The 15,845-nt window shown below is 66.8% G+C and carries 16 protein-coding genes and 1 pseudogene; 8 read left to right on the plus strand and 9 right to left on the minus strand.

The genetic code is table 11. The features are described 5' to 3' along the window. Positions 1-6 precede the first annotated feature (6 nt). Positions 7-657, plus strand: a complete 651-nt coding sequence (locus A5645_RS09140) for a nitroreductase (protein WP_081288245.1) — start codon at positions 7-9, stop codon at positions 655-657. Here the strand turns inward: A5645_RS09140 and A5645_RS09145 are convergent. From A5645_RS09145 to A5645_RS09160, 4 genes are read right to left on the minus strand one after another with little or no spacing between them, the layout of a single operon-like run. Then, a complete protein-coding gene (locus A5645_RS09145) occupies positions 654-1,484 on the minus strand; it encodes an oxidoreductase (protein WP_065129298.1) in 831 nt (276 codons plus the stop codon). The two genes, A5645_RS09140 and A5645_RS09145, sit on opposite strands and share 4 nt — an antisense overlap. A gap of 1 nt (position 1,485) precedes the next feature. Beyond that, positions 1,486-2,730 carry a DUF1214 domain-containing protein gene (locus tag A5645_RS09150; RefSeq protein WP_065129299.1) on the minus strand — a complete coding sequence of 415 codons (1,245 nt, stop codon included), beginning with the start codon at positions 2,728-2,730 and terminating at the stop codon, positions 1,486-1,488. Then, a complete protein-coding gene (locus tag A5645_RS09155; RefSeq protein WP_065129300.1) occupies positions 2,723-3,907 on the minus strand; it encodes a sulfotransferase family protein in 1,185 nt (394 codons plus the stop codon). The genes A5645_RS09150 and A5645_RS09155 overlap by 8 nt, the downstream gene beginning before the upstream one ends. Before the next feature lie 3 nt (positions 3,908-3,910). After that, positions 3,911-4,354 carry a nuclear transport factor 2 family protein gene (locus tag A5645_RS09160; RefSeq protein WP_065037857.1) on the minus strand — a complete coding sequence of 148 codons (444 nt, stop codon included), beginning with the start codon at positions 4,352-4,354 and terminating at the stop codon, positions 3,911-3,913. An 87-nt stretch (positions 4,355-4,441) separates the two neighbouring features. On the opposite strand from A5645_RS09160, the gene A5645_RS09165 reads away from it, so the two are divergent. After that, a complete protein-coding gene (locus A5645_RS09165) occupies positions 4,442-5,263 on the plus strand; it encodes a mycofactocin-coupled SDR family oxidoreductase (RefSeq protein WP_065129301.1) in 822 nt (273 codons plus the stop codon). Between the two features lie 29 nt (positions 5,264-5,292). Here A5645_RS09165 and A5645_RS09170 read toward each other — a convergent pair whose 3' ends face one another. The 3 genes and pseudogenes from A5645_RS09170 to rpmB all read right to left on the minus strand — a co-directional run bounded on the left by A5645_RS09170 (position 5,293) and on the right by rpmB (position 6,691). Beyond that, positions 5,293-6,087, minus strand: a complete 795-nt coding sequence (locus A5645_RS09170; protein ID WP_065129302.1) for an alpha/beta hydrolase — start codon at positions 6,085-6,087, stop codon at positions 5,293-5,295. Between the two features lie 65 nt (positions 6,088-6,152). Beyond that, positions 6,153-6,437: pseudogene (locus A5645_RS29250) on the minus strand (ATP-binding protein); the annotation flags it as partial. A 59-nt stretch (positions 6,438-6,496) separates the two neighbouring features. Next, entirely contained in the window at positions 6,497-6,691 is a 195-nt protein-coding gene (rpmB, locus tag A5645_RS09175; protein ID WP_036354526.1) for a 50S ribosomal protein L28, read from the minus strand. A gap of 227 nt (positions 6,692-6,918) precedes the next feature. On the opposite strand from rpmB, the gene A5645_RS09180 reads away from it, so the two are divergent. Genes A5645_RS09180 through A5645_RS09190 form a run of 3 tightly spaced genes read left to right on the plus strand, consistent with a single transcriptional unit; the run spans position 6,919 to position 11,557 of the window. After that, positions 6,919-8,622 carry a DAK2 domain-containing protein gene (locus A5645_RS09180; RefSeq protein ID WP_065037880.1) on the plus strand — a complete coding sequence of 568 codons (1,704 nt, stop codon included), beginning with the start codon at positions 6,919-6,921 and terminating at the stop codon, positions 8,620-8,622. Further along, complete coding sequence (recG, locus tag A5645_RS09185; protein WP_065129303.1) at positions 8,622-10,847, plus strand: ATP-dependent DNA helicase RecG; 2,226 nt, start codon at positions 8,622-8,624, stop codon at positions 10,845-10,847. The genes A5645_RS09180 and recG overlap by 1 nt, the downstream gene beginning before the upstream one ends. Continuing rightward, a complete protein-coding gene (locus A5645_RS09190; protein ID WP_065037854.1) occupies positions 10,844-11,557 on the plus strand; it encodes an HNH endonuclease family protein in 714 nt (237 codons plus the stop codon). Before recG ends, A5645_RS09190 begins: the two co-directional genes overlap by 4 nt. Before the next feature lie 8 nt (positions 11,558-11,565). Here A5645_RS09190 and A5645_RS09195 read toward each other — a convergent pair whose 3' ends face one another. Together A5645_RS09195 and A5645_RS09200 are read right to left on the minus strand one after the other, a co-directional pair. Continuing rightward, complete coding sequence (locus A5645_RS09195) at positions 11,566-12,411, minus strand: aldo/keto reductase (RefSeq protein ID WP_155767927.1); 846 nt, start codon at positions 12,409-12,411, stop codon at positions 11,566-11,568. Positions 12,412-12,421: 10 nt separating this feature from the next. Then, positions 12,422-13,264 carry an aldo/keto reductase gene (locus tag A5645_RS09200; RefSeq protein ID WP_065037852.1) on the minus strand — a complete coding sequence of 281 codons (843 nt, stop codon included), beginning with the start codon at positions 13,262-13,264 and terminating at the stop codon, positions 12,422-12,424. Here A5645_RS09200 and A5645_RS09205 point away from each other — a divergent pair. The 3 genes from A5645_RS09205 to A5645_RS09215 all read left to right on the plus strand — a co-directional run bounded on the left by A5645_RS09205 (position 13,263) and on the right by A5645_RS09215 (position 15,842). Next, the gene (locus tag A5645_RS09205; RefSeq protein ID WP_065037851.1) at positions 13,263-14,384 is read left to right on the plus strand and encodes an alpha/beta hydrolase; all 1,122 of its coding nucleotides are present in this window, start codon (positions 13,263-13,265) and stop codon (positions 14,382-14,384) included. The genes A5645_RS09200 and A5645_RS09205 overlap by 2 nt on opposite strands. An 80-nt stretch (positions 14,385-14,464) precedes the next feature. Further along, the gene (locus tag A5645_RS09210) at positions 14,465-15,220 is read left to right on the plus strand and encodes a DsbA family protein (protein ID WP_065129304.1); all 756 of its coding nucleotides are present in this window, start codon (positions 14,465-14,467) and stop codon (positions 15,218-15,220) included. A 4-nt stretch (positions 15,221-15,224) separates the two neighbouring features. Further along, positions 15,225-15,842, plus strand: a complete 618-nt coding sequence (locus A5645_RS09215; RefSeq protein WP_065129305.1) for a vitamin K epoxide reductase family protein — start codon at positions 15,225-15,227, stop codon at positions 15,840-15,842. Positions 15,843-15,845 lie beyond the last annotated feature (3 nt).

Here is a 15,845-nt window from a genome sequence, read left to right on the forward strand (position 1 = left end):
TGAGGGGTGTACGACCTAGAGGACACCATCCGGCAGCGCCGATCGACCCGCATGTTCCTGCCTCTACCGGTACCCCGGCACCTGGTCGAGGAATCGCTGGAGCTGGCGATGTGCGCGCCGTCGAACTCGAATGTGCAACCCTGGCAAGTCGTTTTCGTCGCCGGCGCCGCCCGCGACAGGCTGGTGGCGGCGCTGCTCGAGCAGGCCCGCGCCCAGCCGCCGGTGGTGCCGCAGCTGCCGCCGGCGTTCGCGCACCTGCGCCGTGATCTCGGCGCGCAGGTCTACGGCGCGATGGGTATCGCCCGGGACGACGCGGACGGGCGGCGCGAGGCGGTGCTGCGCAATTGGGAGTTCTTCCGCGCGCCGCTGGGTGGCGTCGTATTCATGCACCAGGATCTCGACCACGTCGACAGCATGGGGGTCGGCATGTTCGTCCAGACGCTGTTGCTGGCGCTGACGGCGCGGGGGCTGAGCACCTGCGTTCAGGTCTCGATCGCCGGCTACCCCGAAATCGTGCGCCGGGAACTCGGCATCGCCTCGGACATGCGAATTCTGTGCGGCCTCGCGGTCGGTTACGCCGACCCGGATTTCCCCGGCAACACGATTCGGGTGCGGCGCGACCCGGTCGACGCGCATGCGGTCTTCCTGGAATCCTAGGGATTCGGGAAGTTCACGTCCTTGGTCACCGCTTTCCACTCCTCGATCGACGCCGACAGCGCGGAGATCTTGTCGCGCATGGCCTTCAGCACGTCTCGACCCAGCAGCAACCGCAACGGCGGATCCTCGAGTTCGCTCACCATGAGCACCGCCTCGGCCACCTTGCGAGGGTCGCCGGGCAGGTGATCGGCGAACTGCTTGATCAGGTCTTTGCGGGCGGCGACGTCGGCGTAGTCGGCGATCGGGCCGCTGGATTCCTTCATCGATCTCGTCGCCCAATCGGTGCGGAAGGCGCCCGGTTCGATGGCGGTGACCTTGATACCCAGCGGTCGCACCTCGGTGGCGAGCGCTTCGGTGATGGCTTCGAGCGCGAATTTGGTCGATGAGTAATAGGCGTTTGGCGGGTTGGCCACCAGCCCGGTCATCGACGACATGTTGATGATGCGTCCGGACCCGCGGGCGCGCATGCCCGGCAGTACCGCTTTGATCATGTCGACGGCTCCGAAGTAGTTGACGTCGAACAACTTCCGCACTTCGGCGTCTTCGCCCTCCTCGACGGCGGACAGGTATCCATGGCCGGCGTTGTTGACCAGGACGTCGATGCCGCCGAACGTGTCGACGGCGGTGGATACCGCCGCTGTGATCTGGCCGGTGTCGGTGACATCGAGCGCCACCGGCAGGGCGCGGTCACCGAATTCGTCGGCGAAAGCTCGCACCGTCTCGGCCCGCCGCGCCGTGACCACCACGCTGTGGCCTGCTCCCAATGCGGCTCGGGCGATTTCGCGACCGAAGCCGGTCGAGCAGCCGGTGATCAGCCAGCGCCCCATCTCAGACCGTCCCTTCGGGCAGCCTGCGCAAGTATGCCGCGCGGCGTTGCGCGAGTTGGCTGGCGCGCAGCTGCGCCGTCACCCGCGGTAGGTACGGCACCTCGGCATCGAGAAGGTCCCGCTTGACCACTCGGCCCCGGGCGCCGAGATCCTCGCGCGGCCCGTTTTCGCCGAACTCGGCCATGCGCAGCGTGAGGATGCCTTCGCGCAACCCGTCGGAGTCGATCCAATTCGCCAGCCCGGGATCTTCCGGCGCGATCACGTAGGTGTAGCTGCCGTCGTCGTTGGGCACCGATTGTGCCTTGTTCAGGCTGCCGGTGCGGTCGATGATGTCCAGCGTGGTGCCCCAGATATTGCTCAGGGGCACGGTGAAGTACTCGGCGCCACCGTCGTTCACGTCGACGACGAACGCCTCGTCCGGAGCGAGGTCGAAGCGGCCCATCACGTAGACCTGGTTGCGCATCGCGCCGACCTTGTCGGCCGACCAGGCCAGGTTGAAGTGGTTGGGCGGCATCTTGTACACCCCGTGGCTGAGCTTGCCGGTGAAGTCGGCGAAATACGCCATCATCGCCGCAGTCGCCTCGGCCTGTTCGTCGAGTGTTCGGGGCGGGGTGGCCGGCGGACCGCCGAGGCGTTGCACTTCAATGTAATTCGGGTCATCGCGTTCCCAGTCCAGCAGCACGTCGCGGATGTAGAACTCGTGTGCCTCGGCAGTGGTCTGAACATGATTGGGTCGCCCGCCCGCCGGTTCGGCGTCGACGCTGATGGTGAAACTGCCGTCGGAGTCGACCTCCATGGTGCGGCCGTTGAGTACGGCGACCGTGCCCATGCGGGCGTCCCACAGGGTGAAATAGTTCTCGGTCATCCGGTGTTCGCCGACCCGGCCGTGGATCTCGTAGCGTTCGTCGCCGGAGATCGGGATGACTCGATAGACGCTGTCCGGATTGTCGATGCCCCAACGTGATCCGGGAATGGAGCGGCCCGCCACCGGGTGCCCCAACCGGGTGATACAGGTGACTTTGGGTCGCAGCTTGTCCTGGTTCGATGACCACATCGCCGCCGAGAACATCACCTCGGCGTAGGCGGCGTCGAACCGCTCGCGCATCGCGTCCGACGGCTTCGCCCGGCCCAGCCAAGTTTCGGCCACACTCCGGTAGGCCGCTTTGACGGTGGGATGCTCGATCAGCTCCAGGGCGGCCAGTTCCTGTTCGCGCTGGGAAGCCGTCGAGACCGGATTGTCAACCACGGGTCGCTCCTTCGGTATAGCTGCGAAAACGCTTGTTGTAGAGAGAGAAACGTTCGTCGATTTGCTCGGGCAGCAGCCCGTAGGTGGCCAGCGCGTACGGCGGGCGCGCAACTTCGCGGGGCCGCACGGCCAGCCAGCGTCGCATCGCCGCCTCGGCCTCGTCGGTGAGCGGCACCCCGATGGCGTCGTACACCCGTGCCACCTGCCCGATCGGATCCGCGACCGCCGCGTCGAACCCGACATCGGTGACGCGTGCGGCGTCGTCGACCCAGCCGTCGCGGACCGCCATCGCCCGGTCGTTGGTCCACCCCATCCGCGCCAGCCATTGCACGCCCACGCGATGCAGGTCGACGGTGTCGGCGTGCATGGCGTGCAACGTCGCGTTGAGGCTCGCCCCGGATGCCACGGTGGTGCGCGGATCCCGGTGCATGTGCACGATGTGCAGGCCTGGGAACTGTGCCTGCAACAAGTCCAGATACCCGAGGTGCGCCGGTGATTTGAGTACCCAGCGCCGGCCCTGCACACCGCGGCGGCGCTTCTGCCACTGCAGGAATTGCAGCATGCGATGCAGATATCGATAGGCGGGAGTGAAATCCTGGGTGTCCAGCCAGGACCGGTATCGCGGGACGTTTGCGCCCGATTCGGGGACGTGCGACAGGAACGCGTCGGCCAGGAAGACGATCTCCTCTTCGGCTTCCCGCGCGTACATCGGATGGATCGCGAACAATTCCGGTGCCAGCTCACGGGATTTCGCCTCCCGTGCCTCGCTGACGGCGATGCGGGGGTCGACGCCGGTGAACGAATAGTCGAGGCGGGGAGCGGCCTCGACGACCTCCCAGCCGTACGCGCAGACGAACCGTGGGTCGGCAGCCAGCAGCCGCTGCAGCAGCGTGGTGCCGCTGCGCATCATCCCGATGACGACGATCGGCGGTGCGACCTGTTCGTCCAGGATCTCTGGGTGGCGACGGATCCACTCCTGCGTGCGCAGCCGCATCCGCAGGCTGTGCACGATCCCCGACCGCAGAATGTGAACCCCGACCGCGTTCAGGTCAGCGCGCGCGTAGTCGGCCAGCAGCACCCGCAGCGGGCCTTCGAACTCACCCGGCCCCCAATCGTCCAGTGTCTCTTTACGTTGCGCATCCGCCAACACGGCCGCCGGCTCGAATGGGTTGTGCACGCGTCAGAACTTCAGGTGCTGGCTGAGATCACCGGTCTGATCGATGAACATGGTGCGGGTGTCGAACCACCAGACACCGTCGATCTTGTGGAAAGTGTCCTGGTAATGCCCGGTGACGATCAGTTGCAACGGCAAATCGGGCGTGGCCTGGGTGACGCAGTAATAAGAGGTACTGCGCGCGGTGCCCTGGTCCTCGTCGATGAGGAGTTGCACATTGGTGGTGAGGTGCTTGGTCTTGGGTGTGCCGTCCTCGTAGATGCGGGTGGCCATCTCATACATCTCCCGCACCCGAGCGGCCCCTTCGAAGACGGTTTCCGGGGGACCGTCCTGAACGCCGCAAATGCGGCCGTGTTCGAAGAGCTGGGCGACCCCGTCGAGGTCGCCGCCGTCCAGCAACTGCGCGTAGCTGTAGATCAGATTGGTGATTTCAGTTGCGCTAGCGGTCATGTCGGGGCCACCTCGGGTTTAGTCTGATCGTCGTGACGTTACCTTGCGCGCTCCACCGGCCCGGCAACCTCACCGTGTCGTCGTCTCATGGGTGAACTCGACGACGCCGTTGCCGTGATCACCGGCGCCGCGCGCGGCCAAGGCCGCAGCCACGCCATCGCCCTCGCCGAACAGGGCGCTGACATCATCGCCGTGGATATTTGCGCCGATATCGATGAGATTCCGTACGCGCTGGGTACCCGAGCCAACCTCGACAAGACGGTACGGCTGGTCGAAGAGACCGGACGCAGGGCCGTACCCGTCGTCGCCGACGTGCGCGACCTCGGGCAGTTACAGGCCGGGGTGCAGACCGGGATCGATGAACTCGGTGAGATCGACATTGTCATCGCCAACGCCGGTGTGGTTGCGATGGGCGACACCCAGACCGATTCCGAACCGGTGTTCAACACGATTGTCGACACCAATCTCAAAGGGGTGTGGCACACACTGCTGTCCACGGTGCCGTCCATCATCCGCAAGGGCCGGGGCGGTTCGGTGGTGCTGATCAGTTCGTCGCAGGGGCTGACCGGGCGCGGCGGCGACGGCAGCGCGGCGATGTTCGCCTACGCCGCATCCAAGCACGCGGTGGTGGGTTTGATGCGGTCGGCCGCGAACGCGTACGGGCCGCACAAGATTCGGGTCAACTCCATCCACCCCGGCGGGGTGGCCACGCCGATGATCATCAACGACTTCGTGATCAACCGCATGACGGAAAACCCCAACCCGGCGGTCACTCAGACGTTGTTGCCCGATGTGCCGCTGGTCGAAGCGCAAGACGTGACGGCCGCGGTGCTCTGGCTGGTCAGCCCCGGGGCGCGCTACGTGACGGGCGTCTCGATCCCCGTCGACGCCGGGCACGTCGCCATGTGACGGTGCGCAGCGAACACCGCACCAGTGGTTCAATGACTCTGCTGAACCCCGTCATTCACTGACCCGATTCGCTGCCTCGCGAGCCAGCCCAGCACGTCGTCGGCAATCTCGCGCCAGCCGTTGTCAACCACCAGGGAATGGCCGCGGTCGGCGTACTGCTTGAGTTCGGTGACCGCCGTCGAATCGCCGTACAACTTGTATGCGGCGCGGGTCACGACGTCAGGCACGGTGTGGTCCTGCTGTCCGGAGATAAACAGCAGCGGGCCGCGGGATGCGTTGGCGGTATTGACTTTCGCGGGCGAGTTCCGGTGGAAGTTCGCTGACGCGGTTTGGAACAGCGGCCGGGCCGGGGACGGGATTGTGTAGCGGTCATACAGCGCGTCGGACTCGGCCCAGTCGATGGCGTTGCCGAAACCGTAGCGGAACTGCTTGGCCGTCAACGACACTGCCCGCTTCTTGCTCGCAGGGTTGCCGAGAACCGGGAAGCTGGAACGCAATTGGGCCAGCGGAAGCGGCTTGACGCCCTTGATCTGGGCCGGGTCGATTGCGACTGCTGCGCGGGCATAGCCGAGGTCGAGCAGTTTCTGCGCGATCAGGCCGCCGAACGAGTGCCCGATGACGACCGGTGGCTCCGGCAGCGCAGCGGCGATTGCCGCGAAATGCTGCACGACCGCGTCGATGCCGAGGTTTGCCACTCGTTCCGGATGCTCACGTGCCTCCGCCACGGTGGCGGGTTCGTTCGGCCAGCCGGGCGCGACGACGTCGTATCCGTGCCGGGCGAAAAGGTCCATCCACGGCTGCCAGGAGTCGGCGTGCAACCACAAGCCGTGGTTCCCATCGCCAGGGTTGACGGAGGGTTGGCGGTGTCGTGGCCAAGAGCTGGCCCTAGGGCAACGGCCGCATTCCCGCCGAGTTCGGCGACCAGGTCGCGATGCGGCAGAACCAGCTGACTCAGCCCGGTCAGCGGAATCGACGACTCGAACTGCACGCCCCGAACCTGCTGAACGCGCCATCCGGCCGCACGGGCCATGGCTGCGAAGGCGTCGAGGAGTGCGGTTTTGCCCATGCCGGCGTCGCCGCGCAGCATCATGACCGGGTATTCACCGTTCAGGAAGCGCCGCAATTCGGCGGACTCGCGGTCACGACCGAACAGTCGGTGCGCTGCGGTATCCACAGCAGGATTATTGCGCCTGGCGGCGGAATCCTCAGACGGTCAGAGGTGGCTCCGAAACGTCAGCCGCGGGTGACCTTGCCGGCCTTGATGCACGAAGTGCACACGTTGAGCCGCTGCTTGTTGCCGCCGGGACGGGTCACGGCGTGCACGGTCTGGACGTTCGGGTTCCACCGGCGGCTGGTGCGGCGGTGGGAGTGCGACACCGACTTACCGAAGCCGGGGCCTTTCCCGCAGATATCGCACACAGCGGCCATGGTTCGAACTCCTCAAGTCTGTCTGGGGCCCGGCGACGCCTGGTGGGTCTGCCGAACGAGCCGGAATAGCCCAGGCTAGCCCAGGCTGTCCCAGGATACCGACTGTGGTCGTCAACCACCAAAACGGCACCGCGCCGAGCTGCGCGATCACCCGCACTGTCGCACCCGGTCGCTAGGCTCGTGTGCCGGTGCGGACCGAGGTTACGCTGGCGCGCAATCGGGACCCCATGAGCGGCAGAGGAGGTGGGGTCGGGTTGAGTACGTCGGATCGTCCGCTGGACGGCCTGGCCCTGCGGGACTGGGCGCACACGGTGATCAGCGACCTGATCACGCACATCGACGAGATCAACCGGCTGAACGTTTTCCCGGTCGCCGACTCCGACACCGGGGCGAACATGCTGTTCACCATGCGTGCGGCGCTCGCCGAAGCCGATTCGGGCGACGGCGCGGGCGTTGCCGACGTCGCCGGTGTCGCCGCGGCGCTCTCGGCGGGGGCCGTCAAGGGCGCCCGCGGGAATTCCGGGGTGATCCTGTCGCAGATCCTGCTCGGCATCGCCGACGTCACCGGGAACGTGGTCGCCGAATCCGGCGGCCAGCTGACAGTGATCGATGCCGCGACCTTCGGGTCCGCCCTGTGGCGCGGTCTCGACCTGATCGTCGCGTCCATGGGCGGCGAAGAGGTGCCAGGGACCATCGTCTCAGTGCTGCGCGCGGCCGCGATGGCGGTGGAGCAGTGCGCCGCCGCCGGCGAGACGCTGGCCCGCGCTGTCATCGACGCCGGCGACGCGGCGGTGGTCGCGCTGGAACGGACCCCCGAGCAGCTCGACGTGCTCGCCGACGCCGGTGTGGTGGACGCCGGGGGCCGCGGGCTACTGGTCCTGCTCGATGCGCTGCGATCGACGATCACCGGCCATGCGCCCGCGCGACCGGTCTACGAGCCGTCGCCGGCGTCACAGCAGGTCAACGCCGCGACCCGGCGGCCCGCTCCCCAGTTCGAGGTGATGTATCTGCTGGCCGAGTGCGCTGCCGAGGCCGCCGACACGCTGCGGGAACGGCTCGGCGAGCTGGGGGATTCGGTGGCAATCGCCGCTGCCCCCGAGCAGAGCTACTCGGTACACGTACACACCGACGACGCGGGCGCGGCGATCGAGGCGGGCCTGGCCGCCGGACGGCCCAGCCGGATCGTGGTTTCTGCGCTGAGCGCCGGCATCTCCGGCCTGCCCGCCGGCAGCTGGACCCGCGACCGCGCGGTGCTGGCCGTCGTCGACGGTGACGGCGCCGACGAGCTGTTCGCCGGTGAAGGCGCCTTCGTGCTCCGGCCGGAACCGGAACAGGACCCGGAAGCCGCCGTGGGCATCAGCGCCCACCAACTGGTGCGCGCCGTCGTGGACACCGGCGCCGCCCAGGTGATGGTGCTGCCCAACGGGTATGTCGCCGCCGAGGAGCTGGTCGCCGGTTGCACCGCGGCGATCGGCTGGGGAGTCGACGTGGTCCCGGTGCCTACCGCGTCGATGGTGCAGGGGCTGGCGGCGCTGGCGGTGCACGACCCCGGCCGCCAAGCCGTCGACGACGGCTACACAATGGCCCGCGCCGCGGGCGGCGCCCGGCACGGATCGGTGCGGATCGCCACCGAGACCGCATTGACCTGGGCGGGCACCTGCAAACCGGGCGACGGGCTGGGCATCGCCGGCGACGAGGTGCTGATCGTGGCCGAGGACGCCGCGGCGGCGGCGATCGGCCTGCTCGACCTGCTGTTGGCTTCCGGCGGCGACCTGGTGACGGTGCTGGAGGGCGCCGCGCTGGACGGCGACGACGCCCAGGCCATCCAGACGGTCCTGGACGGCCACATGCACGATCGCCATCCGGGCAGCGAGCTGATGGTCTACCGCACCGGCCACCGCGGTGACGTGCTGCTGATCGGGGTGGAGTAGTGGCCACGCTCGACGATCGGCTCGACTACCTGTTGACCGACAAGACGATCAAACTCCTCGACGAGGAGTTCGGCATCCGCACCGTCGGCGAACTACTTCGGCATTACCCCCGCAGCTACGTCGAGGGCGCGTCCCGGCTCGGCGCCGAGGACCAGCGCCCGGAAGCGGGCCAGCACATCACGATCGTCGACGTCATCACCGCCACCGCAACCGGATGGATGCGACAAAAGGGTCCGAAAGGCAAGTCGAGGCAATGGCTGCGCATCACGCTCGGCCGCGGCCGCGGCAAGGTGACCGCCACCTTCTTCAACGCGGACTACCTCAAACGGGACCTCACCGAGCACACCAAGGTGATGCTGTCCGGCGAGGTCGGTTACTACAAGGGCGCCATGCAGCTGACCCACCCGGCGTTCCTGCTGATGGACACGCCAGGCAAGAACCGCGGCACCACTTCGCTGCGCAACATCGCCGACGCGTCGCAGGCCGTCAGCGGCGAGGTTGCGATGTCGGAGTTCGAGCGCCGCTGCTACCCGATCTATCCGGCCAGCACCAAACTGCAGAGCTGGGACATCTACCGCTGTGTTCGGCAGGTCATCAACATGCTGGATCCGGTCGAGGATCCGCTGCCCGCGGACCTGCGCGCCGAGCACTGCCTGATTTCCGAGGACAAGGCACTGCGCGACATTCACCTCGCCGAGGAACCTGCTGAGCGCGAGCGTGCGCGCGAGCGCCTTACCTTCGACGAAGCTGTCGGATTGCAGTGGGCGCTGGTGTGCCGCAGGCACGGCGAGCTGTCCGAGTCGGGGCCACCGGCCCCGACTCGGCCCGATGGTCTGGCGGCTGAGCTGTTGCGCCGGTTGCCGTTCGAGCTCACGGCGGGTCAGCGTGAAGTACTCGATGTGCTGTCCGACGGGTTGGCCATGACTCGCCCGCTGAACCGCCTGCTGCAGGGTGAAGTGGGCTCGGGCAAGACCATCGTCGCGGTGCTGGCCATGCTGCAGCTGGTCGACGCGGGCTATCAGTGCGCGCTGCTGGCGCCCACCGAAGTGCTTGCCGCACAACACATGCGCTCGATCACCGACGTGCTGGGGCCGTTGGCGATGGCCGGCCAGTTGGGCGGGTCCGACGACGCGACCAGCCTGGCGTTGCTCACCGGGTCGATGTCCGCGGCGCAGAAGAAGCAGGTGCGCGCGCAGATCGGCAGCGGACAGGCCGGCATCGTGATCGGAACCCACGCGCTGCTGCAAGACGTCGTGGAATTCCAGAACCTGGGCATGGTGGTTGTCGACGAGCAACACCGGTTCGGCGTCGAACAGCGAGATCGCTTGCGCGCCAAGGCCCGTGCCGGAATCACGCCGCACCTGCTGGTAATGACAGCGACGCCCATTCCGCGCACCGTCGCCCTGACCTACTACGGCGATCTGGAAACGCTGACGTTGCGTGAACTTCCGCGCGGGCGTCAGCCGATCAATACCCAGGTGATCCATGCCGGGGACAAGCCGGCCTGGCTCGAACGCGCGTGGCAACGCATCCACGAGGAAGTCGCCACGGGTCGGCAGGTCTACGTGGTGGCACCCCGCATCGATGAGAACGACAACGCCGGCGAAGAGGGCGGCACCAGGCCATCGGCCACCGCCGAGGGACTTTTCAACCGGTTGCGCGACGGGGAACTGGCCGGGCTGCGGCTGGCACTGATGCACGGACGGTTGTCGACCGACGAGAAGGATGCCGCGATGGCGGCCTTCCGGGCGGGCGAGGTCGATGTGCTGGTGTGCACCACGGTCATCGAGGTCGGCGTCGACGTCCCCAACGCCACCGTAATGCTGATCATGGACGCCGACCGGTTCGGCATCAGCCAACTGCACCAACTGCGCGGGCGGATCGGCCGGGGCGAACATGCCAGCCTGTGTCTGCTGGTGAGCTGGGTGGCGCCGGACTCACCGGCCAGTCGCAGACTCAACGCGGTGGCGGCGACAATGGACGGATTCGCCCTCGCCGACCTTGACCTGGAGGAGCGCAAAGAAGGAGATGTATTGGGCCGCAACCAGTCCGGCAGGCCGATCACCTTGCGGCTGCTGTCGCTGGCCAAGCACCTCGCCTATATCGAGACGGCCCGGGAATTCTGTGTCCGCGCACACGCCCAAAAGCCGGGAGACCCCGGATTGGATTCCCTGGCAGCGTATTTCGTCACAGACGATCGCGTCGAATACTTGGATAAGTCGTGAGCCGCAAGCGGCTTTGGTGGCTGGCCGCAGTGGCGGGGCTGGCCCTGGTGGTCGCGTACCAGACGGTCGGCTCGACGGTGACCAGGCACGCCGACGAGTTTGCCGCCCGGGCGGACATCCCGACCGTGCAGCCCGGGATCGACGTGCTCGCGGGTGTCGCGGTGGTGCCGCTACGCAACCATCGCTTCGACTACCGCAGGTCGGCGTTCGGCGAGGCGTGGGACGACAACAACGATGCGCCGTTGGGGCACAACGGTTGTGACACCCGCGACGACATCCTGGCTCGCGATCTCGTCGACGTCACCTTCGTCTCCACCAAGCGGTGCCCCACCGCGGTGGCGACCGGCACCCTGCACGACCCCTACACGAACGCAGTCATCGCCTTCCAGCGCGGCGCCAAGGTCGGCGAAGCCGTGCAGATCGACCACATCGTGCCGCTGGCCTACGCCTGGGACATGGCCGCCGCGAGCTGGCCCGCGCGGCTGCGGGTGAAGTTCGCCAACGACCCGGGCAACCTGCTGGCCGTGCAGGGGCAGGCCAACCAGGACAAAGGCGATTCCCCACCGGCGCAGTGGATGCCATCCAACGGGGCATTCGCGTGCCAGTACGCGATGCAGTTCATCGCCGTGATGCGCGGCTACGCGTTGCCGCTCGACCAGGCGTCCGCCGACGTGCTGCGCCAGGCCGCGGGCACCTGCCCGCAGGCCTGACCGCCGGACTAAGTGCCGCTGTAGGTCATCGGGTCCGGCCGAAGCCGGGTACCGTCATTGAGTCCGTTGAGCGCATCCACGTGCTCCGAAGCCAATTCGAAGTCAAAGATGTCCAGGTTGCCGGCGATGTGCTCGGGCTTGGCAGAGCGGAACACCACCGCATTGCCCAGCTGCACGTTCCACCGCAGCAGCACCTGCGCCGGCGTCTTGCCGTATTCACCGGCGATCGAGGTAACCGTCGGGTTGTCGTTCAGCTTGCCCAGGGCCAACGGCGTGTAGGACTGGGTGACGACATCGTGCTGGGCGTTCGCCTTGCGCAGTTCGTCCTGGTTCAGCAGCGGATGCAACTCGATCTGGTTGACCGCGGGGGTGACGAAGGTCAGGTCGATGACGATCGACAGGTGCTCATCGGTGAAGTTGGACACCCCGATGGACCGGGCTAGTCCGTCGCCGCGGCACTGGATCAAGCCGCCGAAGGAATCCACGTACTTGCCTACCGCGGGGGCCGGCCAGTGGATCAGGTAGAGGTCGACGTAATCCAGACCGAGCCGCTCGAGGCTGGCCTTGCAGGCGTCCTGGGACGCGGCGAAACCGTGATCCTCGGTGGCCAGCTTGGTGGTGACGAACAACTCCGCGCGGGGAATTCCGGACGCCGCGATCGCACGTCCCACCGCGGCCTCGTTGCCGTAAGCGGCCGCGGTGTCGATGAGCCGGCAACCGGCCTGAAGCGCGGCCGACACCGCGCGTTCGGTCTCGTCGTCCGATAATTCGGCGACGCCCAGCCCTAAAACCGGAATCGTGTTCTCGTCATTGAGGGCTATGGACGTCATGTCGACGCCCGACTCGCCAGTCACGTGGTCTCACCTACCTGTTTGAAGTGAAAGTTCTCGGATCAGGACCAAGCCGCGTTCCGTCGTCCAGCGAGGAGATCGACGCCATTTCACCGGCACTGAGTTCGAAGTCGAACACGTCGAAGTTACTCGCGATCCGCGCGGGGTTCACCGACTTGGGAATCACGATATTACCCAGTTGGATATGCCATCTGATCAACACCTGCGCGGGTGTCCGGCCGTGATCTTCGGCGACGGCTGTCACGGCCGGGTGGCTAAGCAGCGATCCGCGCCCAAGTGGAGACCACGCTTCGGTGGCAATGCCCAGGCGGGCGTGCACTTCTCGCAGCTCCGCCTGCGTAAGCCGCGGATGCAACTCGATCTGATTGACCGTCGGAACGATTCCCGTCGCGTCGATCAGAACCATCAGGTGCTCGGGTTCGAAATTGCTGACCCCGACGGATTTGATCCGGCCCTGATCACGCAGGCTTGCAAACGCCTTGAAGGTGTCCACGAATTTGTTCAGCTGCGGCTGCGGCCAATGAATCAGATACAGGTCGAGATAATCCAACCCCAGGCGGCCCATGCTGGCGTCGAACGCCCGCAGTGTGCTGTCGTAGCCCTGGTCCGGATTCGCCAATTTGGTCACGACGTAGAGTTGGTCGCGGGGCACGTCGGAGTTGGCGAGCGCGCGCCCGGTCTCCGGTTCGTTTCGGTAGGCCGCCGCGGTGTCAATATGCCGATAGCCGGCGCGCAGCGCGGCACTGACCGCCTGCTCGGTATCCGTCGGTTCGATCTTGAAGACGCCGAGGCCGATGACGGGAATCGAATTGCCGTCGTTTAGCGTGACGAGGGTTTTTTCAAGGGAGCGGCCCATGACAAAAAGTCTGCCAGGCGCGGCGGAACTCCAATCCGGAGCGACGCGCGCACCGATCGGGTGGATGACTCGCATCCAGAACACCGTTACGGGTGCCGGCGTGAAAGTCATTCCGCTGATCCCGTCGGCCGCCAAGCGGCTGCTGACCCGGGGCCGCTCGGTGATCATCGACGGCAACACCCTGGACCCGACGCTGCAACTGATGCTGACCGGCCTGCGTGCTGTCGGCCTCGACGGCCTGGTGGTCGACGACGATCCCGGCACCTCCCGCGACCTTATGCACCAGAACATGGTGGATATGCCCGGTCCGCAGATCCACGTCGAGGTGACCGAGCTATCGCTGCCCGGACCAGCGGGAGAGCTGCGGGCGCGGCACTACCGGCCCACCGAGGGCGCCGACGGTGCGCCGTTGCTGGTCTTCTATCACGGCGGCGGTTGGGTGATCGGCGACTTGGACACCCACGACGCGCTGTGCCGCCTGACCAGCCGCGACGCGGGCATCCACGTCCTGTCCGTCGACTATCGGCTGGCGCCCGAGCATCCGGCACCGGCCGCGATCGAGGACGCCTATGCCGCCTTCACATGGGCCAGCGAGCACGCCGCCGAACTCGGTGCGGCGCCCGGGCGGGTCGCCGTCGGCGGGGACAGCGCGGGCGGCAACCTGGCGGCCGTCGTGAGCCAACTGGCCCGGGACGGCGGTGGTCCGGCCCCGGTATTGCAGTGGCTGCTCTACCCGCGCACCGACTTCACCGCGCAGACCCGGTCGCTGAGCCTGTTCGCGCGCGGGTTCCTGCTGACCAAGCGCGACATCGACTGGTTCACCGCGCAGTACCTGCGCAAATCAGAGATCGACCGCACCGATCCGAAGGCGTCGCCCGCGCTGGCCGAGTCGTTGGCCGGGTTGGCGCCGGCCCTGATCGCGGTCGCCGGCTTCGACCCGCTGCGTGATGAGGGACAGGACTACGCGGCTGCGCTGCGGGCCGCCGGTACCGCCGTCGACCTGCGTTACCTGGGCTCGCTGACGCACGGCTTCGCGAACCTGTTTCAGCTCGGCGGCGGCAGCGCCGCCGGAACAAAGGAGCTGATCTCGGCGCTGCGTGCGCACCTGAGCCGGTGCTGACCGGCCTTCACCAGTGCCGTCGGTACTCTAGAGGCGCCTGAACCCCGCCCGGGGTACAGCCAACACACGTGAGGATCACTGTGGCCGACAAACCCAAGCGCCCAGCGCGACTCGACCTGCAGTCCGGCGACAGCAAGTTCGGCCGGCTAATTCAGATCGGCGGCACCGCGGTGATCGTGATCTTCGCGGCCGTGCTGGTGTTCTACATCGTCAACTCGAACCACAAGAAGGCAGTCGGCGGCCAAGAGGGTGCGGTCCGGGTCTCGTCGAGCAAGCTGGTCACCGACGCCGGCAAGCCCAAGGCCCTGGTGTCGTTCTACGAGGACTTCTTGTGCCCGGCGTGCGGCAACTTCGAGCGCGGCTTCGGTCCGACCATCTCCAAGCTCATCGACATCGGCGCGATCGAAGCCGACTACTCCATGGTGACCATCCTGGACAGCCCGCGCACCGGCAACTACTCCTCGCGCGCCGCCGCGGCGGCCTACTGTGTCGCCGACGAGTCCATCGAGGCCTTCCGCCGCTTCCATTCGGCGCTGTACAGCGAAGGCATCCAGCCCTCGGAGACGGGAACGAAATTCCCCGACAACGCCCGGCTGATCGAACTCGCGCGTCAGGCCGGTGCAGCCGGGACGGTGCCCGACTGCATCAACAGCGGCAAGTACATCTCGAAGGTCACCGGCCTCGCGGGTGCCAACAACATCCGCGCGACCCCGACGGTCAAGATCAACGGCCAGGAATACGAGTGGTCCACACCGGACGCGCTGGTCGCCAAGATCCGGGACATCGTCGGCAACATTCCCGGGATGGACGACGCCGCGGCTACCGCGAAGAGCTGACCGCGTGTCGGCTGACCCTGCCCCCGAAACGGACCCCGAAACCGACCTCTGGGTGCCGGCCCGCAGCGCGTGGTGGGTGCTGATCGCCGGAGCGATCGGACTGTTGTCCTCCATCACGCTGACGGTCGAGAAGATCGAACTGCTGCGTAACCCGTCCTACGTTCCGTCGTGCAACATCAACCCAATCGTTTCGTGCGGTTCGGTGATGGTGACGCCGCAGGCGTCGCTGTTCGGCTTTCCCAACCCGCTGCTCGGCATCGCCGGCTTCACCGTCGTGGTAGTCACCGGCGTGCTGGCCGTCACCAAAGTGCCGCTGCCCCGGTGGTATTGGATAGGGCTGGCCGTCGGGGTGCTGCTCGGTACGGTCTTCGTGCACTGGCTGATCTACCAGAGCCTGTACCGCATCGGGGCCCTGTGCCCGTACTGCATGGTGGTGTGGGCCGTCACCATCACGCTGTTGGTCGTGGTGTTGTCCTTGCTGGTGCGGCCGGTGATCGGGGATCGAACCGCGGTGCGGCTGATCTTCCTGTGGCGGTGGTCGCTCGTCACGTTCTGGTTCGCCGCGGTGTTCCTGCTGATCATGGCCCGCTTCTGGAATTATTGGTCGACACTTCTAAGTTAGGGG

Source organism: Mycobacterium asiaticum (assembly GCF_001673635.1).
In the GTDB taxonomy this organism is placed as follows: Bacteria; Actinomycetota; Actinomycetes; order Mycobacteriales; family Mycobacteriaceae; genus Mycobacterium; species Mycobacterium asiaticum_C.